This is a genomic window from Allomuricauda sp. R78024 (genome assembly GCF_044596045.1).
Lineage (GTDB): Bacteria > Bacteroidota > Bacteroidia > Flavobacteriales > Flavobacteriaceae > Flagellimonas.
Window position 1 is genome coordinate 968,973 of record NZ_CP138995.1, and the last position, 24,098, is coordinate 993,070.

Annotated in this window: 23 protein-coding genes; 14 read left to right on the forward strand and 9 right to left on the reverse strand. The window is 37.3% G+C overall.

Going from position 1 to position 24,098, the window contains the following annotated elements:
• Window positions 1-99 precede the first annotated feature (99 nt).
• The 3 genes from SJY44_RS04320 to SJY44_RS04330 all read left to right on the forward strand — a co-directional run bounded on the left by SJY44_RS04320 (window position 100) and on the right by SJY44_RS04330 (window position 4,816).
• Entirely contained in the window at window positions 100-2,862 is a 2,763-nt protein-coding gene (locus tag SJY44_RS04320; RefSeq protein WP_396591419.1) for a TonB-dependent receptor, read from the forward strand.
• A gap of 163 nt (window positions 2,863-3,025) precedes the next feature.
• On the forward strand, window positions 3,026-4,534 hold the full coding sequence (gene atpD, locus SJY44_RS04325; RefSeq protein WP_298924067.1) for a F0F1 ATP synthase subunit beta: 1,509 nt from the start codon (window positions 3,026-3,028) through the stop codon (window positions 4,532-4,534).
• Window positions 4,535-4,537: 3 nt separating this feature from the next.
• Window positions 4,538-4,816 carry a F0F1 ATP synthase subunit epsilon gene (locus tag SJY44_RS04330; protein ID WP_396591420.1) on the forward strand — a complete coding sequence of 93 codons (279 nt, stop codon included), beginning with the start codon at window positions 4,538-4,540 and terminating at the stop codon, window positions 4,814-4,816.
• A 52-nt stretch (window positions 4,817-4,868) separates the two neighbouring features.
• On the opposite strand, the gene SJY44_RS04335 is transcribed toward SJY44_RS04330, so the two are convergent.
• Window positions 4,869-5,399, reverse strand: a complete 531-nt coding sequence (locus SJY44_RS04335; protein ID WP_396591421.1) for a GNAT family N-acetyltransferase — start codon at window positions 5,397-5,399, stop codon at window positions 4,869-4,871.
• The gene (locus tag SJY44_RS04340; RefSeq protein WP_396591422.1) at window positions 5,400-7,196 is read right to left on the reverse strand and encodes a M61 family metallopeptidase; all 1,797 of its coding nucleotides are present in this window, start codon (window positions 7,194-7,196) and stop codon (window positions 5,400-5,402) included. It lies immediately after the preceding gene.
• 64 nt (window positions 7,197-7,260) lie between these two features.
• Between SJY44_RS04340 and SJY44_RS04345 the strand changes: the two genes are divergently transcribed.
• From SJY44_RS04345 to bioD, 3 genes are read left to right on the forward strand one after another with little or no spacing between them, the layout of a single operon-like run.
• Window positions 7,261-8,409 (forward strand): aminotransferase class I/II-fold pyridoxal phosphate-dependent enzyme, encoded by a 1,149-nt coding sequence (locus SJY44_RS04345; RefSeq protein WP_396591423.1) that lies wholly within the window; start codon window positions 7,261-7,263, stop codon window positions 8,407-8,409.
• Complete coding sequence (locus tag SJY44_RS04350) at window positions 8,409-8,792, forward strand: DUF2007 domain-containing protein (RefSeq protein ID WP_396591424.1); 384 nt, start codon at window positions 8,409-8,411, stop codon at window positions 8,790-8,792. The genes SJY44_RS04345 and SJY44_RS04350 overlap by 1 nt, the downstream gene beginning before the upstream one ends.
• Window positions 8,792-9,406, forward strand: coding sequence for a dethiobiotin synthase (gene bioD / locus SJY44_RS04355; RefSeq protein WP_396591425.1), 615 nt, complete (start codon window positions 8,792-8,794; stop codon window positions 9,404-9,406). Before SJY44_RS04350 ends, bioD begins: the two co-directional genes overlap by 1 nt.
• On the opposite strand, the gene SJY44_RS04360 is transcribed toward bioD, so the two are convergent.
• Window positions 9,401-10,729 carry an ArnT family glycosyltransferase gene (locus SJY44_RS04360; RefSeq protein ID WP_396591426.1) on the reverse strand — a complete coding sequence of 443 codons (1,329 nt, stop codon included), beginning with the start codon at window positions 10,727-10,729 and terminating at the stop codon, window positions 9,401-9,403. The genes bioD and SJY44_RS04360 overlap by 6 nt on opposite strands.
• 206 nt (window positions 10,730-10,935) lie before the next feature.
• Here SJY44_RS04360 and bioA point away from each other — a divergent pair, with 206 nt between their 5' ends.
• The 4 genes from bioA to SJY44_RS04380 all read left to right on the forward strand — a co-directional run bounded on the left by bioA (window position 10,936) and on the right by SJY44_RS04380 (window position 15,523).
• On the forward strand, window positions 10,936-12,231 hold the full coding sequence (bioA, locus tag SJY44_RS04365) for an adenosylmethionine--8-amino-7-oxononanoate transaminase (protein ID WP_396591427.1): 1,296 nt from the start codon (window positions 10,936-10,938) through the stop codon (window positions 12,229-12,231).
• A 10-nt stretch (window positions 12,232-12,241) separates the two neighbouring features.
• Window positions 12,242-13,408 carry a beta-ketoacyl synthase N-terminal-like domain-containing protein gene (locus tag SJY44_RS04370; RefSeq protein ID WP_396591428.1) on the forward strand — a complete coding sequence of 389 codons (1,167 nt, stop codon included), beginning with the start codon at window positions 12,242-12,244 and terminating at the stop codon, window positions 13,406-13,408.
• Window positions 13,409-13,492: 84 nt separating this feature from the next.
• A complete protein-coding gene (bioB, locus tag SJY44_RS04375) occupies window positions 13,493-14,593 on the forward strand; it encodes a biotin synthase BioB (RefSeq protein WP_298924087.1) in 1,101 nt (366 codons plus the stop codon).
• Window positions 14,594-14,653: 60 nt separating this feature from the next.
• Window positions 14,654-15,523: a cupin-like domain-containing protein gene (locus tag SJY44_RS04380; RefSeq protein ID WP_396591429.1), complete on the forward strand. Its 870-nt coding sequence runs from the start codon at window positions 14,654-14,656 to the stop codon at window positions 15,521-15,523.
• Between the two features lie 9 nt (window positions 15,524-15,532).
• On the opposite strand, the gene SJY44_RS04385 is transcribed toward SJY44_RS04380, so the two are convergent.
• The 3 genes from SJY44_RS04385 to SJY44_RS04395 all read right to left on the reverse strand — a co-directional run bounded on the left by SJY44_RS04385 (window position 15,533) and on the right by SJY44_RS04395 (window position 18,465).
• Complete coding sequence (locus SJY44_RS04385) at window positions 15,533-16,003, reverse strand: regulatory protein RecX (RefSeq protein ID WP_396591430.1); 471 nt, start codon at window positions 16,001-16,003, stop codon at window positions 15,533-15,535.
• Between the two features lie 353 nt (window positions 16,004-16,356).
• Window positions 16,357-17,904 carry a ribonuclease E/G gene (locus SJY44_RS04390; RefSeq protein ID WP_298924096.1) on the reverse strand — a complete coding sequence of 516 codons (1,548 nt, stop codon included), beginning with the start codon at window positions 17,902-17,904 and terminating at the stop codon, window positions 16,357-16,359.
• Between the two features lie 270 nt (window positions 17,905-18,174).
• The gene (locus SJY44_RS04395; RefSeq protein ID WP_036380395.1) at window positions 18,175-18,465 is read right to left on the reverse strand and encodes an HU family DNA-binding protein; all 291 of its coding nucleotides are present in this window, start codon (window positions 18,463-18,465) and stop codon (window positions 18,175-18,177) included.
• Between the two features lie 123 nt (window positions 18,466-18,588).
• On the opposite strand from SJY44_RS04395, the gene mutY reads away from it, so the two are divergent.
• Genes mutY through gldD form a run of 4 tightly spaced genes read left to right on the forward strand, consistent with a single transcriptional unit; the run spans window position 18,589 to window position 22,007 of the window.
• Window positions 18,589-19,626: an A/G-specific adenine glycosylase gene (mutY, locus tag SJY44_RS04400; RefSeq protein ID WP_396591431.1), complete on the forward strand. Its 1,038-nt coding sequence runs from the start codon at window positions 18,589-18,591 to the stop codon at window positions 19,624-19,626.
• A gap of 23 nt (window positions 19,627-19,649) precedes the next feature.
• Window positions 19,650-20,105, forward strand: coding sequence for a single-stranded DNA-binding protein (locus tag SJY44_RS04405; RefSeq protein WP_396591432.1), 456 nt, complete (start codon window positions 19,650-19,652; stop codon window positions 20,103-20,105).
• Between the two features lie 26 nt (window positions 20,106-20,131).
• Window positions 20,132-21,460 carry a gliding motility-associated protein GldE gene (locus SJY44_RS04410; protein WP_298924102.1) on the forward strand — a complete coding sequence of 443 codons (1,329 nt, stop codon included), beginning with the start codon at window positions 20,132-20,134 and terminating at the stop codon, window positions 21,458-21,460.
• Window positions 21,450-22,007, forward strand: coding sequence for a gliding motility lipoprotein GldD (gene gldD / locus SJY44_RS04415; protein ID WP_298924104.1), 558 nt, complete (start codon window positions 21,450-21,452; stop codon window positions 22,005-22,007). Before SJY44_RS04410 ends, gldD begins: the two co-directional genes overlap by 11 nt.
• 2 nt (window positions 22,008-22,009) lie before the next feature.
• Here gldD and SJY44_RS04420 read toward each other — a convergent pair whose 3' ends face one another.
• The 3 genes from SJY44_RS04420 to SJY44_RS04430 are packed head-to-tail and all read right to left on the reverse strand — an operon-like array spanning window position 22,010 to window position 24,092.
• Window positions 22,010-22,432 carry a hypothetical protein gene (locus SJY44_RS04420; protein WP_396591433.1) on the reverse strand — a complete coding sequence of 141 codons (423 nt, stop codon included), beginning with the start codon at window positions 22,430-22,432 and terminating at the stop codon, window positions 22,010-22,012.
• Window positions 22,433-22,455: 23 nt separating this feature from the next.
• Entirely contained in the window at window positions 22,456-23,325 is an 870-nt protein-coding gene (locus SJY44_RS04425) for a DJ-1/PfpI family protein (protein ID WP_396591434.1), read from the reverse strand.
• A complete protein-coding gene (locus SJY44_RS04430; protein WP_396591435.1) occupies window positions 23,322-24,092 on the reverse strand; it encodes a PepSY domain-containing protein in 771 nt (256 codons plus the stop codon). Before SJY44_RS04430 ends, SJY44_RS04425 begins: the two co-directional genes overlap by 4 nt.
• Window positions 24,093-24,098 lie beyond the last annotated feature (6 nt).

Here is a 24,098-nt window from a genome sequence, read left to right on the forward strand (position 1 = left end):
TTTTTTTCAATTTTGTAGAAATCAAATGAAAAAAAATGTATCTTCCGCATCCAATACTTAACATATACTTAAATCAAAATTAACTCTAATTCAAAGCTAATGAGAAGACTAATAATCATTTCCCTCATGCTGTTTGGTGTTATCTCTTATGCGCAGACAACAGTACAGGGAAAAGTAGTTGATGAAAACAATGAGCCTATCCCGGGAGCCAATGTAGTCTTGGTAGGAAAGGCAGAAGGAACCACTACCGATTTTGATGGGAATTTCACTTTTAATACATCAGAACAACCTCCGTTTTCACTTCGTTTCACCAGTATAGGATTTTCTAATTTAATAATGCAAGTCACTTCCAATAATCAGACACTTTCTGTAACATTGAGTGAGGCATCTACGCTTTTGGACGAAATTGTAATCTCGGCTTCCAGAACTCCGGAAAGAATTTTTGAATCTCCCGTTTCAGTTGAAAGATTTGGATTGAAGGAAATCAAGAATACAACCGCTGAATCCTTTTATGGTGGTTTACAAAATTTAAAAGGTGTAGATATCAATACAAACAGTTTAACCTTCCAATCCATAAATACAAGAGGTTTTGCAGCGTTTTCCAACAATAGGTTTTTACAGCTTGTAGATGGTATGGACAACTCCGCTCCAGGTCTAAACTTTGTTTTAGGAAACTTGGTTGGTATGTCCGAACTTGAAGTGCAGAGTGTTGAGATTCTTCCGGGAGCTTCTTCTGCATTATATGGAGCAGGCGCCTTCAACGGTATTTTGTTCATGCAAAGTAAGAGTCCTTTTGATTTTCAAGGAATCAGTGCCTATGGAAAAACAGGATTGACATCGCAAGATGCCGCAGGAGATAATAACTACTATGATTTTGGTATTAGAGTGGCTCATGCATTTAGTGATAAGGTAGCAGTTAAAGCAAATTTGTCCTTTCTAAAGGGTGAGGACTGGCATGCGGTAAATACTACGGATTTAGCTAATTTAGGAGCTGATAGAACAGACCCTAATTACAATGGGCTTAATATTTATGGTGATGAAGTAACCACGCTTTTAAATTTTGATGCTGCTGCTGGATTCCCAACTGGCACAGTTGGTACAGCTAATGTTTCTAGAACTGGCTATGCAGAAAATCAATTGGTGGATTATGATGCGGAAAGTGTTAAATCTGACTTTTCTGTTTTCTATAGACCTTTTGCAGATGATTTTGAAATTATCTACAATGGAAGAGTGGGTAGAGGAAACACTATTTATCAAGGAGCTAATAGGTACTCGGTAAAAAACTTTATCCTACAACAACATAAAATTGAGTTCAGAAACAAGAATTTCTTCTTAAGAGGATATATTACTACAGAGAACTCCGGAGATTCATATGATACCCGTTTTGCGGCAATTAACGTGAATAACAGATGGAAGTCCAATACACAGTGGTTTACAGAATATGCCGGAGCTTATATACCAGCTTTCTTAGGGGGTATTCAGCAGGGAGGTCTTACTAGAGAGCAGTCATCTGTTCAAGCGCATGCAGCGGCTAGACAAGCAGCAGATACGGGAAGACTTGTTCCTGGCACACCTGAATTCCAAAGTGCATTAAATTCTGTTATTAGTGATGGAGATTTGACAACAGGAGCAAAATTTATAGATAATACTAAATTCCGTCATGTAAATGGTAATTATAACATAGCACATCTTATAGACGACTGGGCAGATATTCAAATAGGAGGTTCTTTTAGGGAATATGAATTAAACTCTGGGGGAACAATATTCACCGATCTCGATGGGCCAATTAAATATAATGAGTATGGTGCCTATGTTCAATTGCAAAAGAAGTTCATGGATGATCGAATTAAGTTCACAGGCTCTGCTCGTTATGACAAGAACGAATTCTTTGATGGCTTTTTGTCCCCAAGGCTTGGTTTATCCTATACTGCCGGGGGGAAGAGAAATCATAACATTAGAATTTCAGCTCAGCAAGGATTTAGAAACCCTACAACGCAAGACTTGTTTATTGGTTTAAATGCTGGCTCTGCTATTTTAGTTGGTTCGGCTCCTTCAAATTTGGATAGAGATGTCAGAACATTTGATGTAACTCAAAGTGGTCAAGATTTGATCGGGCAATCCACTGTGGACATTGTGGGACGTGCTGCATATGAAAATGCATACTCATTAAATTCAGTACTAGCAGGAGCGCCTGAAGTTGCAAATACTTCCATAATCAAACCAGAAGAGATTACAGCTTTTGAGGCAGGATATAGAGGGCAAATAGGAAGATTCACGGTAGATTTAAGTGGATACTATAATAGGTACAAAGATTTTATCTCCAACGTAACTGTATTGGTTCCGTTTTATGGAACTGCAGGAGATGGTGGACTTTCATTGCTTGCTTTGCAAAATGGAGATAGACAGCCATATCAAACCTATACCAATGCAGAAGTTGATATTGATTCTTGGGGAGGTACTATTGGAGTAGACACCAAGGTGATGGGCAATTTTGATTTAGGTGTTAATTATACCTATGCAGAATTTGATTTTGATAAAGCAAGGTTCCCTGATTTTGAAACCAATTTCAATACTCCAAAGCATAAAGTGAAAGCTTCTTTTGGAAACACTGCACTTTTTGAAAACTTTGGATTTAATGTAAACTATAGATGGAGTGATAGCTTCTTCTGGGAGGCCACCTTCGCAGATGGAGACGTTCCTGCATATACTGTGTTGGATGCTCAAATTAATTATTCAGTTCCAAGTATAAAATCAATTTTTAAAGCTGGTGGTTCAAACCTTCTTGGAGATGAATATTTTCAAGCTGTTGGTACTGGTAACATAGGTTCAATCTACTATGTGTCTTGGACAATTAACCCATAGCATACGACTTTAAAATACATTCAAAGGCACTGACAAAATCAGTGCCTTTTTTGTTGCTAAAAAAAGGGTTTAGAAGTTTCACTTTAAAAATGGAAAAGTATATCTTTGCAGCCGGAAAAAAAGCTGTTTTTTCTTTCGTATTCAATTAAAAATAAACACAGTAATGTCTAAAGTTACAGGTAAGGTTGCACAAATTATAGGCCCGGTCATTGACGTTGAGTTTGAGTCGGGAACAGAAATCCCAAAGATTTATGATTCTCTTGAAATCAACAAAGCTGATGGTTCCAAGTTAGTACTGGAGGTTCAATCCCATGTTGGTGAAAATACGGTTCGTACCATTTCTATGGATTCAACGGATGGTTTAAGCAGAGGAGTTGATGTCCATGCTACGGGAAGTGCAATTCAAATGCCTATTGGCGAAGATGTTTATGGACGTCTTTTCAATGTGATTGGAGACGCGATTGATGGAATGGAGAACTTACCGAAAAGTGGTGACAATGGACTTCCAATTCACAGAGAAGCTCCAAAATTTGAAGACCTTTCCACTTCTACCGAGGTACTTTTTACAGGGATCAAAGTAATCGATTTGATCGAGCCTTATGCAAAGGGTGGTAAAATTGGATTATTTGGTGGTGCTGGCGTTGGTAAAACTGTATTGATTCAGGAATTGATTAACAACATTGCAAAAGGACACGGTGGTTTATCCGTATTCGCAGGTGTTGGGGAAAGAACAAGAGAAGGAAACGATTTGCTTCGTGAGATGTTGGAATCTGGTATTATTAAATACGGAGATGATTTCTTGCACTCTATGGAAGAAGGTGGATGGGATTTATCCAAAGTAGATAAAAAAGCAATGAAAGAGTCTAAAGCGACTTTCGTTTTTGGACAGATGAATGAGCCTCCTGGAGCACGTGCTCGTGTTGCTTTATCAGGATTGACAATTGCTGAGTATTTCCGTGATGGCGCCGGAGACGGTCAAGGAAAAGATGTACTTTTCTTTGTGGATAATATCTTCCGTTTTACACAAGCGGGGTCAGAAGTATCTGCCCTTCTTGGAAGGATGCCTTCTGCAGTAGGTTACCAACCAACTTTGGCCACAGAGATGGGTGCCATGCAAGAAAGAATTACATCAACAAAAAGAGGTTCCATTACATCTGTACAAGCGGTTTACGTACCTGCGGATGATTTAACGGATCCTGCTCCTGCTACAACCTTTGCTCACTTGGATGCTACTACGGTACTTTCTCGTAAAATTGCTGAGCTAGGTATTTATCCTGCGGTGGATCCATTGGATTCTACTTCAAGAATTTTGACTGCTGAAGTTTTAGGAAAAGAGCATTACGAATGCGCGCAAAACGTAAAAGAGTTGTTACAGCGTTATAAAGAGCTTCAAGATATTATTGCCATCCTTGGTATGGAAGAACTTTCAGAAGAAGATAAACTGGCAGTTGGTAGAGCAAGAAGGGTGCAACGTTTCTTATCTCAACCTTTCCATGTTGCCGAGCAATTTACCGGTATCCCTGGGGTATTGGTGGATATTAAGGATACTATCAAAGGGTTTAACATGATTATGGATGGTGAATTAGATCACTTGCCAGAATCTGCCTTTAACCTAAAGGGAAGTATCCAAGATGCTATAGAAGCTGGAGAAAAAATGTTGGCTGAAGCTTAAGATATGTATTTAGAAATTGTATCACCAGAAGCCACTTTATTTGCAGGTGAAGTAACCTCGGTTACTGTACCAGGTATAAATGGCGAATTTCAAATGTTGCAGAATCACGCACCTATCGTTTCCTTGCTTCAAGAAGGAGATGTTAAGGTTCAGGGGGATATTACCATTGATGAAGATTTTCAAAACAAATTTTCCAAAGGTCCAAATGGAGAGACTGTTCTTTCCATTTCCAGTGGAACAATTGAGATGAAAGACAACAAAGTAATCGTCTTAGCGGATTAAGCTTCACAACAGAATATAAAGAATAAAAAAGCCGCTCATTTGAGCGGCTTTTTTATGTCAAAATAATAAGGGACCACTCTTTCCCTTCAGAACTGTATCTTTTTAGTTCAGTAAAGCCAACAGCCTCATGTGCATGTAAAGAACGTTGATTTTTAGCATCGACTTCGGTTATTATGGTGTCAAAACCCTTTGGAAGTTTTTCTTTCATGGCTTTATATAACCCCCTAGATACACCTTTGCCCCTATATTCTTTTGAAACACAAATTTGACCCATAACCATATAGTTACAGTTGTTTTGTACCACCTTGTTGATTTCATAGAACATGGGTTTTAAAACTTCAATGGAATTGGCAAACCTGGGATGCATGCTTAGCGCATAACCAACAACCTTTCGTTGATCTATGGCAATAATATGAGGACATTCATCATGCATTTCTTTTAAAAATGCTAAAGAATGTTCTACAGTTAAAAAACCTTCATGCTCTTTTTCTTTAGCAGTGAGGTTTTTAGGTAGATTTAGTTGTTGGAGTAAAAGAATTTCCTCAAGCTGCGCAAGCGTTGAAGTCTGTTCATAGACAATCATCTATTCTGTTTTAAGCCACTCTTTTCGTTTTTGCAACATTTCTGCGGAAGGTTTTTGCTCTGTATCTTCTAGTAAACGGATTGAATAGCTAGGATTAGGTTCCAGAATCAAAATAGTGGCCTTCGTATTTCCAAAGCGTGAAAAGTTAACCTCCAAGGAATCACCTATACTAAATTGGTTAAGATAATCATCAAACTGTTGCCCTTCAGAAAAGGGAATGTTATTGATGTTCATAATTACATCTCTTTTGGCCAGTTTAGCTTTGTAAGCAGGACTTCCAATTTTTGGGTTTCTTCTGATACGCCCTTCTTTACCGTCTTCGCTCATAGAAACAGAGGAACCAAAATATGGCCTGTCTTTACTTTGTTGCAGTATTACACCAACAGATTCGAAAAGTGTGGTATAATCCGGCATTCCACTTTGGTACATGTACTTATTGAAAAAGCCATCTCCAAAAGGTTTACCCGCATATTGGTTTAACACCGTATGCAAATTGTCAATGGTATATGGGACTTCTTTTTGTCCATATTGTTGCCAAACCAACTTCATAAAATCATCTAGATTCAGATCTTTTTGCCGGAGGGATAAATCCAAAGCCAACCCCAAAACACTGCCGTATGAATAATAGGATATGAATGTGTTTTCCCGATTCACAGGATCGACTGAAGTAGCAGCATCTACAAAAGGAGCTTGATAGCTCATTTCAATAGGGTTGAAAAACTGTCGTGCCGGAGAATTCCACACATAATTGAAGGTTCCCGCTATACCCTCAACATATTCTTTTGAAGAGATTAACCCAGCCCTACATAAGATTAGATTGGTATAGTAGCTTGTAAAACCTTCTGCAAACCAAAGTTCACCACTCATGTTCGCAGCTTCAAAATCAAAAGGTTCCAAAGTTTTAGGACGTATGCGTTCAACATTCCATGCATGAAAAAATTCATGGGATATCGTTCCAATATTACGTTCCATTCCACCATTTGCCAAACTACGGGTACTTGTCAATATTGTAGAGTTTCTATGCTCCATACCATCGCCGGAAGCATTAGGGATATAGCATGCTAAAAAGGTATAGGTGCCATAGTCAAAATTTGGTAGTTCACCATACACTTCTTTTTCAGCCAAAACTATTTTCTTTACTTTTTCAAAATAGATGTCAGCCTCAGCTTCTGTACCATTATGGTGCAAAGCCAGTTGAATTGTTTTTGAATCCAACTCAAAAGATTTAAGGGTAAAATTACTTAGCTCGGTAGGACTATCCATAAAATAATATAGATTTGGTGCCATATAAGTAGTACCGGATACTAAGGGCAACTGAGTGGCAATTTTCCAATTAAGGTCTTTCCTAACATTAAAAGTCACTTCAATCTTACGTTTGTTAAGTTCTGGAACATACATAAACGTTGCAGGAATGTTCAGATGCGCATGAGTCTCATCAATTTGAGAATAGGTACCGTCCCCACGGTTGGCGAATAAAATGTATTCTATATTTATGGTGCCATCATGTCCCGTAACCTTCCATTCGTAAGGGTCAGGCCTGTATACTTTTAATAAATTGCCCTTACTGTCTGTAGCTTTAAAGCCGTATACATTTTTTGCAAATTCGTGGAGGGCGTATCTTCCAGGGGAAGTCCTGCTCATTCGTAACGAAACGGTATCCATATCCAAATCTGAAAATGTCGCATTGATAGATGCTTCATGGTGAACGGCATTCTCAAATGAAATTTCGTACGTATTGGTTTGAGCCACTACGACCAGAACTGAAAGTAGCGCAAAAAAAGAAAAAAAGGTCTTCATTTTCTTATAAGTTAGTAAGTGACTAAAAATACTATTTAAAAATAGTAAATGCTAAATTTGCGCTATGGAGAAACTGCCAAAAAAGCTACAGTCAAAACTATCTGAAAGGTTGAAGGATGGCTCAATGCGTAGCTTACAGACAAGTGGTGGGTTAATTGATTTTTCTTCAAATGATTATTTAGGCTTTTCAAGCAAAAAGGCTATTCTTGATGCTACTACCGCTAAGCTTAAAGAAAGTAATCTTCAGGAGAACGGCGCTACGGGGTCTCGATTGCTTACCGGGAATCATAGCTTGTACAAGCAGCTTGAAGACTTTTTGGCAGGGTATCATAACTCAGAATCAGCTTTGGTATTTAACTCTGGATATGATGCCAATATTGGATTCTTTTCCTCAGTTCCGCAACGTGGAGATACCATTCTGTATGATGAATTGGTACATGCCAGTATTAGGGATGGAATTAAAATGAGCAATGCGAAGAGTTATAAATTCAAACATAACAATATTGATGACCTTCGTGTTCATATTGAACGTATTCAAAATAGGAACGATTCAGAAATTTACGTTGTCACCGAATCTGTTTTTTCCATGGACGGGGATTCCCCGGATTTAGAAGCACTGACAGATTTTTGCACCAAAAAAGATTGCTATTTGATAGTGGATGAAGCCCATGCAACAGGAATTTATGGAAATGGAAAGGATTTGGTCAGCCAATTGGGATTGGAAGAAAACGTTTTTGCCAGAATCATCACGTTTGGGAAGGCTCTGGGAAACCACGGAGCAGCTGTTTTGGGGAGCAATGATTTAAAGGCCTATTTGGTCAATTTCGCACGAAGCTTAATTTATACTACAGCACTTGCACCACATGCAGTGGCTTCTGTTTTGTCCGCATATCGGTATTTGGAGTCTTATGGTAAGGAAGAAGGTTCAAGACTAAAGGAAAATATCAAGTACTTTAAAGAACAGGTTCAACTTTTAAGCATGGAGGCTAGGTTTATTGAGAGTGACTCGGCAATCCATTGCTTGGTATTACCAGGAAATGAAAAAGTAAAGCAAGTATCAAAATATTTGCAAACTGAAGGCTTTGATGTAAAACCAATTCTCTCTCCTACAGTAAAAATTGGACAAGAACGATTGCGATTTTGTTTGCATTCGTACAACACAAAAGAAGAAATATCGCGAGTTTTGTCAATAATAAGAAATCTTATAAAATAATGGTGCAAGAATTTCATACACTTGGCTCTTTTGAATTCCCTGCGGATGTTCAAATCATTAAGGGAAGACTAGAAGCGGAGGGCATTCCTGTTTTTTTAAAAGACGAGAACACTATTAACTCAGACCCTTTAATTAGTGGCGCCATAGGTGGGGTGAAATTACAGGTTTATTCAACCGATAAGGAACGAGCTAAGGCTATTTATGATGCAATACGTAACTATGCTACAGACAACGAAGGGAATCCTGTTGTCTGTCCCAATTGTAAAGCAACCAAATCTGAGACATATTATTCTAGAAACAGTATATTTTACAAACTCTTTCCCTTTTTTGAGCCTAAAAAATACAAGTGCGCTCAATGTAATTTTATTACCAAACCATTATAATGAAAGTTTTTATTACAGGTATATCTACTGATGTTGGAAAGACCATTGCATCAGCGATAGTAGTTGAAGCCCTTAAAGCGGATTATTGGAAACCGGTACAAGCAGGAGATTTAGAATATTCCGATAGTCATAAGGTTGAAGAACTGATTTCAAACAACAAGACAAAAATCCACAAGAACAGCTGTGCATTGAATACCCCAATGAGCCCACATGCTGCCGCTGAGATAGATGGAATTACCATTGAGATTGATAAAATCAAAGAACCCAATACGGAAAACCATTTGGTTATTGAAGGAGCAGGTGGGTTGTTGGTGCCATTGAATGATTCTGATACCGTTTTTGATTTGATTAAGCCCGACTATAAGGTCATTGTAGTGTCCAGACATTATTTAGGGAGCATCAACCATTCACTTTTGACCATAGAAAAACTTCAAGAAAGAAACCTGAAAATCGGAATCATTTTCAGCGGAAATAAGTACCCTACAACAGAAAGTATCATTTTAAAGAAAACCGATGTTACCTTTCTTGGGCGAATTAATGAGGAGGAAGTTTTTGACAAGGAAGTTGTTAAAAAGTATGCTTTACAATTTAAATCAGCCTTGGAGTCATTATAACCTTTGGTAGATTAAACCCCTATCTATGGTTTTAATTAATTTGTAGTGTTTTTCCAGATAATCATCGATATAGGAATTAAAATCCTCTAATTTTTTATCAAAAATCTTTTTCCCCTTTCTGGCTATTATTGTTTTGGGGCGTATTTCCTCCAAAATGTAATGTAGTTCCTCAATTCCTGTCTCCCTGGGGTTTTTCATAAATGGAAAAAGTTCGTCTCTAGTTATACTACTGGGGTGTGTAGCCGCTTTTGTGGGGGGTGTTTCGTCTAAAACCCAATAACCGATATGATATTCCGTAAAAAAGATGTTCTTCGTTTCTATTTCATTTTCAACAATGTATTTTGGAACATCAATTCCTTCGCCATTATAAAAAGAGCCCTTTTCCATTTTGTTGGAAATAATGTTCACATATTCTACATAAGCTTCCACGGGAAGAAGTACGAAAAGAAAAACAATAATAACAGTGTACTTTTTCTTGATTAATGGAAGCTTGCTTATGGCTATGCCAGCCGCAATAAGAATAAAAGGATACAACTGTATAAGATAATGTCCATTTACCTTTCCAGCTTGCATGAACGAGAGCAAAATGCCAATAGTAATTACCGTTAAAAGTTGCAGTGGTTTAGATTTAAAGTCAATTACTTTTGAGGCAAACCCAGCATACAAAAGCCCAAGAATAACAAAAACGAAAGGAAGCGTTTTAATCACAGAATGCTGTTTTGAACCAGAATAGGCCAGAGGAGCTTCAAAAATGGATTGCCACCAGACAGTAATCTCTCCTTGTAAATAATATGGAACGAGTGTTAAGGCAATAAGAAATGCAAATCCAACACCCATAACAAAAAGCCTTTGGAAACAATGCCAAAATTGCTCTTCTTTAACTGCTTTCCAAACAAAATAGATTCCCAGTGCGAGTAAAGGGTAAGCCATATTCAATTTGGACATTACGGAAAGTCCAAAAAGAATCCCTGCTACAAAATACCAAACATGCTGCTGTTTTGAAAGTAAAATGTACACTCCTATCACAAAGAACATAGTGCAGATATGCTCAGACATTACCCCTTGAAGACTACCGAACATACTTTGAAAAAGAACACAAAAAACTGCACACCAAAAGCTCACTTTTTTAGAAGTGATTTTGGTTCCAATTCCGTATGTGAACAGAGCAGTTACGGCAACAAGAACAACTCCAGCTAAACGAATCGCAATAAAACTTTTCCCAAACACTGAAATAACAATAGCAAAAAATAAAAATGTAATGGGGGGTTTAAGGTCCCAAAGCTGTGTATAGGGTAAATGGCCATTAATCCATGATTGCGCCATAATAATAAATGTACTTTCATCTCGATCAATATAGTCTCTAAAAAAGAATGGGAATCGAACAAAAAAGGCAACTAAAAAAAGAATAAAAAAAACTGTTCTCCAATTTAAGTTTTGGTAGTTGAGCCTAAGAAATGAATTGGTGTTTTTAAGCACTTTAGGGATTAAATTTTTTGTGTTTTAATTGCCATCTTTGCAAGATAGATAAATTGAAGCGTTTGACTAATCCAACAGTATTGGAAAAATTATCGGATAGAGATAAAAAACACCTTTGGCATCCATTGACCCAACATAAGGTTCATTCAGAAATGTTGGCAATCTCTAAGGCAAAGGGAGCGATTCTATATGATGAAGGTGGAAAGGAATACCTAGACGGTATTTCTTCTTGGTACACGTCTATGTATGGGCATTGCAACCCTTATATACTAGAAAAAGTTGGAGCACAGATGCAACAATTAGATCAGGTTGTATTTAGCGGCTTTACACATGAACCTGCGGTAAAACTATCTGAAGAATTGATTAAGGTTCTTCCGGATAATCAAGAAAAGCTCTTCTTCTCTGACAACGGTTCCACCGCCACTGAAATTGGAATTAAGATGGCCCTGCAATACCATTTTAATAAAGGTGAAAAACGAAATGTGTTGTTGGCATTTGAGGAAGGATTTCATGGCGATACTTTTGGTGCGATGTCTGTTTCTGGCCTTTCCGTTTATAATGGTCCTTTTAAGGATTTCTTTATTGAAGTGGAACGAATTCCAGTGCCTACCACAGAAAATATTGAAAGTATTGTAAATCATTTGCAAGTCCGATTGCAAAAAAGCAATATAGCGGGATTTATCTATGAGCCGCTGGTACAAGGAGCGGCAGCTATGAAAATGCATAACGCAGAAGGACTTAACCAAATATTGACACTGTTGAAAGAGCACAAGGTGCTTACTATTGCAGATGAGGTAATGACAGGGTTTGGAAAAACAGGGAAATATTTCGCTTCTGATCATATGGAGACCAAGCCAGATATTATTTGCCTTTCCAAGGCTTTAACAGCAGGATTGGTGCCTATGGGACTTACCACCTGTACCGAAAATGTGTATAGCGCATTTTATAGTGATGACATTGCCAAAGGGTTGTTTCATGGACATACGTATACTGCAAACCCCTTAGCCTGTGCAGCAGCACTAGCTGCTTTGGAATTACTTAAGACAGATGAGATTCAGGATAATATTCAAAACATTGTTCAATGGCACAAAAAATTTGATGATGAGATTAAGAATCATCCGAAGGTTGCCTCAACGCGTCAATTAGGTGTTATTTATGCTTTGGATTTGAATGTAAAAATGGAACGCTACGGCAATCTAAGAGATAAGCTCTTTAAACATTTTATGGATAACGGGGTTTTTCTTCGTCCTTTGGGAAACACTATCTATATTCTGGCCCCATTTATCACGACAAAAACACAGATGGAGTGTATTTACGATACCATCAAGTCTGCAATAGAAATGGTGTAATTGGATTAGTATGTTGAAAGAACCAATTTCGATAACAGCAATATCCTCTATTTCTTCACTTGGGAATTCTTCGGAAGAAATATGGAACTCCTATTTGGACGATAATCACTGCCTATCTGAAGTAACCATTGGCAAACAAAATGTTTGGGGATCAACCCTAACAAATAGTGTAAGTTCCGAGATTGAAAACCTTAGGCAGTCAGATACTAAATATAAGGAATTGGACAACTCCGTTCTTTTTGCCATTTATACGGCAAGAAAGGTTGTTCAAGAAGCGAGCTGGGAAAACACGATCAATTTTGGGATTAATATTGGTTCATCCCGGGGAGCCACTGCACTTTTTGAAAAATATCATGAAGAATTTTTGAAAGAAGGAAAATCTTCAACCTTATCTTCTCCAACTACAACATTGGGCAACATATCATCCTGGGTTGCCCATGATTTAAAATCTAAAGGGCCAGATATTTCACATTCCATTACTTGCTCAACCGCTTTGCATGCCCTTTTGAATGGAATAGCTTGGATTCAAAGTGGCATGACCAATAAATTTTTAATAGGAGGTAGTGAAGCTCCATTAACACCCTTTACTATTGCTCAAATGCAAGCTTTAAACATATATTCCAAAGATGCTGGGGAATTTCCATGTAGAGCTTTGGACTTGAGGAAAAAGCGAAATACTATGGTTTTGGGAGAAGGTGCAGCAATGGCATGTTTAGAAAAAGGAAAAAACCGTAATACAATTGCTTTGGTCGAAGGAATAGGGTATGCAACGGAGCCTTTAGAGCATAATGTTTCTATTTCTACCGATGCAAAATGCTTTCAAGAATCTATGAAGATGGCTTTGGGAGATCTGGATTCAGATGAGGTAGATGCAATAGTAATGCATTCTCCAGGGACGGTTAAGGGTGATTTATCTGAATTTAAAGCGATAGAAAAAGTTTTTTGTAACAAACCACCTTTTTTAACTACCAATAAATGGAAAGTAGGACATACTTTTGGAGCCTCAGGGATGTTAAGTGTTGAATTGGCAATTTTAATGTTACAACGCCAACAAGTAATAAGAGTCCCTTATATAATCTACGATACCGTACCCAATAGAATACAAAGAGTAATAGTAAATGCCGTAGGCTTCGGAGGGAATGCGGTAAGCATACTCTTAAAAGAACCGAATCTATAATTATTTAACTAGTTACTTAAAACCGAACTTCCTTGTTCTTTATTCTTGAATATGCTGTATTTTTGAAATAGATATCCATGCAGTATGAGCACAATTAGACACGATTGGACCAAAGAAGAAATTCTAGATATATATAACAAACCATTAATGGAGTTGCTTTATGATGCGGCTACGATCCATCGTAAAAATCATGACCCCAATACGGTACAGGTTTCCACATTACTTTCTATAAAAACAGGAGGTTGTCCTGAGGATTGTGGGTATTGCCCACAAGCGGCCAGATACCACACTGATATTGATGGAAACGATCTGATGACTGTTTCACATGTAAAAGCTCAGGCTTTACGGGCCAAGGAATCAGGGAGTTCCAGGGTGTGCATGGGTGCAGCATGGAGAAATGTAAAAGATGGTCCAGAATTTGATCAGGTCTTAGAAATGGTTCGTACCATTAACAAATTGGATATGGAGGTGTGCTGTACATTGGGGATGATTACTGAAAATCAAGCCAAACGTTTGGCAGAGGCAGGATTGTATGCCTATAATCATAACTTGGATACTTCAGAGGATTATTATAAAGATGTAATTTCTACCCGTGCTTTTGAGGATAGGTTAGAGACCATAGATAATGTAAGAAAGAGCAATGTGACCGTCTGTAGTGGAGGTATCATTGGAATGGGAGAGCAATTGGAGGATCGTGCTGGAATGTTAGTGGCATTGGCATCTCTTAGCCCACAACCAGAATCCGTGCCAATAAATGCATTGGTTGCTGTAGAAGGTACACCTATGGAAGATATAGAACCCGTATCTATCTGGGAAATGATTCGTATGGTTGCCACCACAAGAATTGTAATGCCAGAGACTCAGGTTAGATTATCTGCCGGGCGCACAGAAATGAGCAGGGAAGGACAAGCCATGTGCTTTTTTGCTGGAGCAAATTCTATTTTTGCAGGTGATAAATTATTGACTACTCCAAATCCTGATGTGAACGAGGACATGGAAATGTTCAAACTTTTGGGATTGAATCCACAAAAACCTTTTACTAAAATCTCACAACCAAAAACAGTCGAAGCTTCAGATTCTGAATATGAGGCGTTAGGTGAAAAACCAAAGTGGTCTCGTCCTGGACATACCATTGAGCGTAATGAAGAAGCCAAGCAAAAATCCAATTTAGTTTCCAAGGAATAAGGTTTCAAAAACCATTTGAAAACCTTTTATTAATTTAGTTGTTTCAAAATAATTGAAATTTTGGAGCTCAACCTTGAACAAATTCCTCGAGAACAAACACTTTCAAAGAAAGAGTTCATAAGTAAGTACTTTAAACTACAAAAACCTGTGGTGATAGAACGCTTTGTTGAAGAATGGCCTGCATATTCTAAGTGGAACTTGGACTATATGAAGGAAATCGCAGGAGAAAAAACCGTCCCACTCTATGACGATAGACCTGTAAAACATGATGAAGGTTTTAATGAACCCCATGCTAAAATGAAGATGCGGGATTATATTGATCTCCTAAAAAGTGAACCAACAAAATATCGTATTTTCCTTTGGAATGTTTTAAAGGAAGTCCCTCAGCTGCAAAAGGACTTTACATATCCTAACTTCGGCCTAAGGTTAATGAAAGGATTGCCCATGTTATTTTTTGGTGGCATTGATTCACATACGTTTATGCACTATGATATTGATTTGGCCAATATCTTCCATTTTCATTTTGAAGGAAAGAAACAATGTATTCTTTTTCCGCAATCAGAAACCAAATTTCTTTATAAGATTCCACATTCTTTAATTACCAGGGAGGATATAGATTTTGCAAAACCAGATTTGAAAAAATGGCCGGCATTAAAAAATGCCAAGGGATATATAGCACAATTGGAGCATGGCAATGTGCTATATATACCGGAAGGATATTGGCATCATATGAAGTATATGACCCCAGGATTTTCTTTGAGTTTAAGGGCCATAGCTAGAAAGCCCAAAAATTTTGGAAAAGCGGTATACAATATTCTTTTTATGCGTCATTTTGATAATCTAATGCGCAAACTTAGAGGCCAGGATTGGATTGATTGGAAGAATGAAAAAGCAATAAAGCGGACACATGATGTGTTATTTCAAAAATAACTGCTTGGCCTAGACCAATTCTTTTAACTTTTCATAGACCAAGTTACTTTCCCAACCTCGATAGAGCAAATAATCAGCCAATTTCTTCTTTTTCTTTTGAATGTTGGATTCATGGATTTGGGTCAACCTTTTTTTGGCAAGTTCATCAAGGGTCTTATGATAGTCCTTTTCATTTATTTCGGTCAAAGCACTCTTAATATTGAATTTTGATATCTGACGTAGCTTCAGTTCATTCACAATGCGATTTTTACCCCATTTTTTAATAATGAATTTTCCCCTAGCAAAGCTTTTGGCAAAGCGTTCTTCGTTTAGGTAGTTTTCTTGTATAAGGTGCGTGGTGATTTGATCTATTGCTTCGGGAATCATCCGCATGCCCTTTAGTTTTTCTATAACTTCTTTATGGCAACGCTCTTGATAGGCGCAATAACTTTCCAGTTTTCTAGTAGCTTCAGTAAGGCTGTATGCTTTATGGCTGATCATGTATAGGCAGGGTTACTGGTTTTTACGAGAATCAAGTTCCGCCTGCATAAGTTTGGCTTGTTTCAAATTAATGATAACTATGACTGTTGAGCCAATAGTGACTATCAAAAGAGGAAGTACAGAACTGTCATTTTTGAATATGAAGAGATATAATACCGTAAGCAATAGTAGAACAGAAGTCCCAATCAACATCCCAACTATTACTTTAATGGTTTTTATACTTTGTCTTAATTGTTCAGATGATTGTGTCTTTATTTTTTCATTCTTCATTTTAGAATATCCTGCCGGTCAATAATTTGTTTTCAATATACTAAAAACAAAAAAAGCGACCCTATTGCTAGAGTCGCTTTGTATTATCTAATTGTTTTGCCGTCTTTGTTTTTAAAACGGTATTCAAGGTATGTGTAGGCATCTCTGGGTTGAATTTTAACCCACTTCTTATATTCTAAGAACCACTTGTAACGTGGAGACGGAAATCCTTTAGTGAGATAAGCCGCAATAAAGGGATGTATGTTCAAAATAATACTATCATCCTTCTGGTTACCTTTCATGATTCTTTCTAAATCAACATTGATTCTGTCAATTAAAAGAATAGGAGCTTCTATTTCCGCTCCCGTACCATTAGGGTTTTCCTCACTTGTCTTGATATTCATCTCTGGACGAACCCTTTGTCTGGTAATTTGCACCAGACCAAATTTACTGGGGGGTAAAATCTTGTGTTTTGCCCTATCGTCCTTCATTTCATCTCTTAGATGATCAAATAATTTTCTTCTGTGATCACCTTTGATCATATCAATGAAATCGATAACAATAATTCCACCCATGTCACGAAGGCGTAGCTGTCTTGCAATTTCGGATGCTGCGGATAAATTTACTTCCAAAGCAGTATCTTCTTGGTTTTTAGCCTTATTGGAACGGTTACCACTGTTCACATCAATTACATGAAGTGCTTCAGTGTGTTCAATAACAAGATAAGCCCCTCGGCTCATAGAAGCCGTTCGGCCAAACGAAGTCTTTATTTGACGCTCAATTCCAAATTTTTCAAAAATTGGAGATGGGCCAGAATAATGTTTTACTATTGACTCCTTTTGGGGTGCGATTTCATGTAAATAATCTTTGATTTGATTATAAAGGGTCTCATCATCAACATGTATTCCTGTAAAAGAATCGTTGAATACATCTCTTAGTATGGAAGAAGCTCTGTTTAGCTCTACCAATACTTTGGATGGATGAGGTGCTTTTTGCAGTTTCCTGCACATTGTCATCCATTTGGAGGACAAATTCTGAAGATCTTTGTCTAGTTCTGCAACTTTCTTGCCTTCTGCAACGGTACGTATAATAACGCCAAATCCTTTGGGCTTGATACTTTTTACAAGTCGTATAAGCCGGTCTTTTTCTTCCTTGCTTCCTATTTTTTGTGATACGGAAACACGGTCAGAAAATGGAACCATTACCAAGTAACGCCCTGCTAGTGAAAGCTCTGAGCTAATTCTTGGTCCTTTGGTAGAAATGGGTTCTTTTACAATCTGTACCAATAATGACTGATTGGCCTTAATAACTTCGTTAATACTGCCATTCTTGTCTATATCTTTTTCAAATGGAAAATCTTTTAGGGAATAGTCTCTTAGCTTTCCCGTTCTAACTTTTTTTATGAATTGCAACATGGAGGATAATTGCGGCCCTAGGTCATGATAGTGCAGGAACGCATCTTTTTCATAACCTACATTTACGAATGCCGCATTAAGGCCGGTGACTGGCTTTCTTATCTTGGCTAGGAAAATATCCCCAACGGAAAAATCATTGTCATCCTCGTCTTTGTGTAATTCTATTAGTTTTCCATCCTTTAGTAAGGCAAAATCGACTGCATCAGGACTAGATCTAACAATTAATTCTCTATTCACCTGAATCGATTTTTATTTACCCCGTAATATATTACTGGGATAAATGATTAAACAATATATAGAATCGATTTTTTTCAAACCGATTGAAATTCTTTTCTTGAATCTCTATGTCAAAGAACGTATGTGTGTAAAATGAAAAAGTAGTTGTAACAACTACTTTTTCTTGTGTCGGTTAGCTCTCCTGCGTTTTTTACGCTTGTGGGTAGCTACCTTATGTCTTTTTCTTTTTTTACCACTCGGCATATGGCTCTTCCTTTAGTGTTAATTATATTATTTTACTTGAACGTTGCTCTTTACACCTTCAACAAACACTTTTGCTGGTTTGAAGGCAGGGATGTTGTGTGCAGGAATTTTAATAGTAGTGTTCTTAGAAATGTTTCTACCTGTTTTTTCCGCTCTTGTCTTAATGATAAAGCTTCCAAAACCTCTTAAATAAACATTATCACCGTTCTCCAAGGACGATTTAACCTCCTCCATAAACGATTCTACCGTTGCTTGTACGTCTCCTTTTTCAATACCTAGTTTTTCTGAGATTCTAGTTACAATATCTGCTTTCGTCATTTCGTATTATTATTTTCTTATTTTTTTAGGCTTGCAAATATAAAAATTTAAATTAATCTTTTGTTTAAACCCTTTAATTTTAAGTATATAAACTGCTACATTTAACCATTAGTATTTACCTACATGTCTTTTTCCCAAAAAATCTTGAAATGGTACGATCAGCATAAACGCGAACTTCCGTGGAGAGCTACTACGGATCCTTACAAGATTTGGCTTTCAGAAATTATGTTGCAGCAAACACGTGTTGCCCAAGGAACACCATATTATCATAAGTTCTTAGAAGCTTTTCCTACGGTCTTTGACCTTGCAAATGCCAAAGAAGAAAAGGTTTTAAAACTATGGCAAGGCTTAGGATACTATTCCAGAGCCAGAAACCTTCATGCCACTGCGAAAATAGTAGTGGAGAAATACGAAGGTAATTTTCCAAGAACGTATAAGGAACTTAAGGGATTAAAAGGAGTTGGTGACTATACCGCTAGTGCTATTGCTTCTATATGTTTTGATTTGCCAGAGCCTGCTGTGGACGGTAATGTATACCGTGTTCTTTCTAGGTATTTTGGAGTGGATTTACCCATCAATAGCCCCAAGGGAATTAAATATTTCAAGGAATTGGCTAGGGATGTAATGAATACGGAAAATATTAGGGATTACAATCAGGGTATTATGGAATTTGGTGCCATACAATGTGCCCCAAAGAAACCATACTGTTTGTTATGCCCTTTAAATGATAGCTGTGTGGCCTTAAAGGAAAATAGAATAGGAAGTTTGCCTGTAAAAATCAAAAATGTAAAAGTAAAAAATCGATATTTTAACTATTTGATTGTTTTGGATAAGGATAAGAACACTTTATTGGAGCAACGGCAAGGAAAAGGGATATGGCAAAACCTATATCAATTTCCTTTAATGGAATCGGGAAAAATATTGGAATTGAATGAATTAAATGAGGAAATGGTAAAACAACCTGATCTACCCAGTTCAAAAACCATAACACTGCACAATGAACAACCAGTAGTGCACAAACTATCTCACCAACACTTGCATACAAGGTTTTGGATTTTGGAAACAAAGGAGATTTTAAAAGACGGAATTTCATGGGAACAGATTCACACTTTTCCTGTTCCAGTTTTGATTGCTGACTTCATCAAAACATTTAAAATTTAGTACTTTTGACTAATTAAACAATTATGAGCGGAACATTAAATAAAGTGATGCTAATTGGGCATTTAGGAGACGAAGTAAAAATCCATTATTTTGAAGGAGGCAACTGCATTGCAAGATTTCCTTTGGCTACCAATGAAACCTACACCAATAAACAAACAGGAGAGAAAGTTACCAACACAGATTGGCATAATATTGTTGTAAGAAATAAAGCCGCTGAAATATGTGAAAAGTACCTGAGTAAAGGAGATAAGGTATATTTGGAAGGAAGGTTGAAAAACCGACAATGGCAAGGAGAAGACGGCAATACCAGATATACTACAGAAGTACATGTTCAGGATTTTACATTTTTGTCCACTAAGAAAGAAAGCATGGCAAGTACACAGCAGTCGCCTGCTGTAGCGGTACAAAACAAGCCTGTAAAGTCTGTAGAACCTGCACCGGTTGATGAATCGGAACAGGATGATGACCTACCATTCTAAAGAAATAAGTTTAAAACAATATACATTTGGATCCTGAGCCCTATTGTTTGGCGTTTTTCTTGACCACCTTTAGCGGTATCTTCACAATAAAGGTGATTGTACTTTTACTTCTTTTAGTATGCTCTGCGCTCATTTCTGGGGCTGAGGTAGCTTTGTTTGGTCTCTCGCAAACAGATTTAAACGAACTGGAAGAAACAGACACTTCTAGAAGCAAATTAATAGTTCGGCTACTAAATAAGCCTAAAAAGCTATTGGCAACCATCTTGATTACCAACAATACCATTAATATTGGAATTGTTTTGCTATTCAGCTCTATTGGCAATGTTATTTTTTCGCAGGTAAACCAAACTTTGTTCGGCGCGGTCTCAGTACGTTTTCTTTTAGAGGTGATTGTGGCCACATTTCTAATTCTGATGTTTGGCGAAATACTGCCAAAAATCTATGCAAATAGAAACAAGATTCAGTTTTCGCATTTTATGTCCATCCCCTTAAAAATTTTAAATACCTTATTTACACCTTTAAGCTCACCTATGAGTTCAGCTACTATTTTTCTTCAGGAAAAATTGGGGAAGCAGAAATCCAATTTAAGTGTGGATCATTTATCCCAAGCTCTTGAATTGGCTTCTGAAGGGGACACCACAAAAGAGGAGCAAAAGATATTAGAAGGGATAGTGACTTTTGGAAATACCGATACCAAACAGGTTATGCGACCTCGTATCGATATTTTTGCTTTGGACGAAGAAATGAAATTCCCAGAGGTAATTCAAGAAATAAAAAATAATGGCTACTCTCGGATTCCTGTTTTTTCAGAAAATATGGACAACGTTTTGGGTGTTCTTTACGTAAAGGATTTATTGCCATATATTGATAGGAAAAGTTTCAATTGGATGTCTTTGATTCGTGAACCCTATTTTGTTCCGGAGAATAAAAAACTGGACGATTTGCTGTTGGAATTCCAAGAGAAAAAGAACCATCTTGCCGTTGTAGTGGACGAGTACGGAGGAACTTCTGGGATAGTAACTTTGGAAGACATTATTGAAGAGATTGTTGGGGATATTAGTGATGAATTCGATGATGAGGATTTGGTTTTCTCTAAGTTAGATGATTATAACTATGTTTTTGACGGGAAAACTACCCTAAAGGATTTTTATCGTGTGGTAAAGATTGAAGATGAAGAAGCCTTTGAAGGACAAAAAGGAGAATCAGAAACCATTGCAGGGTTTGTTTTAGAGATTTCAGGCAGTTTTCCAAAGCGGGGAGAAAAAGTACTGTTTAAAGACTATCAATTCATTGTAGAAAGTTTGGATAAGAAGAGGTTAAAACGCATAAAAGTCACATTACCACATGAAGCATAGTTGTTTTTCAATCATAATTGTTCTTGCTCTTTTTGTAAGTTGTAAAGACGAAGTTTTACCAAAGCCCCAAGCGATGTTGCGTTTGGATTATCCAAAGGCAGAATACAAAGAATTGGATGCAAATTGCTCTTATACTTTTGACCTTAATATATTATCAACGGTAAAAGAAAACAAAAACTGTTCCTTGGTTTTGGATTACCCTATGATGAAGGGATCAATTTATATTACTTACAAACCTGTAAAGGACAATCTTAACATACTACTGACCGATGCTCAAAAACTCTCTTATGAGCATGTGGTAAAAGCTGATAATATCGTGGAACAGCCCTTTTTAAATTCCAACGATGGAGTTTACGGAATGTTTTATGAGGTCAGCGGTAATGCAGCATCCCAGTCACAGTTCTATGTTACGGATAGTATCAATCATTTTGTAACTGGGTCACTCTATTTTTATGCAAAACCTAATTATGATTCTATTCTTCCTGCAGCTTTTTATATGCAAAAAGATATTAGAAGGATAATGGAAACGTTACGCTGGAAAAAATAACACTATTCTGTAGCCAAAAGAGCTTCTGCTTTTTTAATACTGGAATTGATTTGTTCCTTAAGAGCATTCACCTTGGTCTCTTCTTCATCTAGCCACCTTTGTTTTTCTTCAGAAAGTTCTTTTCCATCTAAGATTTCATCAGAATCAAAACGGTTTCCAAATGCCATCATCCAATCCATCATTGCAGTGTTTGCCACTTGTAGGTCTTTCATAGCTGCTTCATATTGACGTCCGGTTTCGGTAGTGTCAACTTTACTTTTGAGCTCACCAACTAATTTTCCCAAGGTTCCCATTTTTGGCATTACCTCATCATGCACGGCCATTACTTGCTGCATTTGAGTTGGTCCTTCTGGTGCTTTTTTTTCTTGCTTGCATGCAGTTGCAAAAAATAAAAGCGCAATTAAAAACGTATTAAATTTCATCATTTCTTTCTTTTGTTCAAATGTATTTATTTTTCAATATATGGATTCAAACCTAAATCATACATTTTTTCAGTCATAATGCTTACAACTCGATCCGCTTTATCTGGATGACCACTTTCAAAAGGAGGCTGTGGGTCATACTCTAGGTTTAACGCTACAAATTCGGCATAGTTCCTGCCTAAAATTTGATCTACTAAAGCCAAGCTCATATCAATTCCGGCAGAAACTCCCGCACTTGTCCAGTATTTGCCATCATTAGTGTAACGTTCCTTAACAAAAGTTGCGCCATATTCGGCCAATTTTTCTTCGGCGCGGTACCAATGGGTAGTTGCATTTTTTCCTTTTAAAAGTCCTGCTGCTCCTAAAATCCAAGCACCAGTGCACACACTAACAGTATATTTACTGTTTTGGTCAATTTTACGAACCCAATCTAATAGTTCTTGATCTTTAGTGGCTTGGTATGTTTCTATAAAACCTCCAGGAATGATCAACATATCCAACTGTTCAATATCTTCAATTCCGTACTCAACCTCAATTCTTACCTTGTCACTACTGGTAATCGTTCCTTTGTTTCTTCCTATGAGTATTTTCTTAGTAGGATACATGCTGTTCAATACCGAAAGTGGCCCCATGGCATCCATGGTAAAAAATCCATCATAAAGTAAAATTCCAATGATTTCAATGGTGTCTGTAGGAACTTCATATAAGACGGCCATAGATTCTGTGTGGCCCATAGTGGCCAATTCTTCATCCGAATAGGCCGTACCATCTGATCTTAAGTTACGATCTTTTTTTTCTATTGCTATTCCTTCATTTGTATCAGTAACTGAAGACGTTTCTTTCTCTTGACATGACAGGAGCCCGATTGCCAAAATGATGATTATTGCATTTTTCATTTTCTACTTTTTTTTCGATTAAAAATTCTTGATGTTAATAGGTAAAGGCTGAATCCCGATAGGATGGTAACCAGTCCAAATAGAGCAAACACCCTAAGTAAAAGGTTGTTGAAATTATCTCGCTCTTGATAGTCCATGGTATGAAGCATCCAAAAGAAATCAAAAACACGCCATTTGTTACTTCTAAAGGTTTGTACGTTACCATATTCTGTGGAGACATATACGGTTGTGTTAGCAGGCTCATCAAAAGTAATGGCGTATGCGGGTAATGGCCTGCCCCTATACTCATGATGTTTTCCTATTTCAGTTAGATATTCCGTTGCTATTATTGGAGCATTTACAACTAGCTTTACCTTGGCTACATTTATACTTTGCTCTTTACTTAATGAGGGTAATTTTCGTCCATTTTTTGCATCAAACAGAAAAACTTTTTTACCCTCTTCTGTCTGTGCTATCAATCTATAGGTAGGTTGATTTAGACTTGAGAAAACTTCTAAAGAAACAATACTGTCATTATTCCCAAGATTCTGAGTGAACATTGATGGAGACACCAAAGTATCTGAAGCAAAAATTGGGGCGTCTTTTTTCTTTAGTGTACTGCCTCGTATTTCTTCAATGTTGGTCCAACTAAAATAGAGACCTCCAACTGTCCAAAGAAAGAATTGGACCCCTAAACTAACACCCAAATAGCGATGCCATTTTCGATTAAGTTGAATAAGTTTTCTTTTTGTCATAATGGTAAGCCCAGAAGCAATGCTTCCGGGCATTTTTAG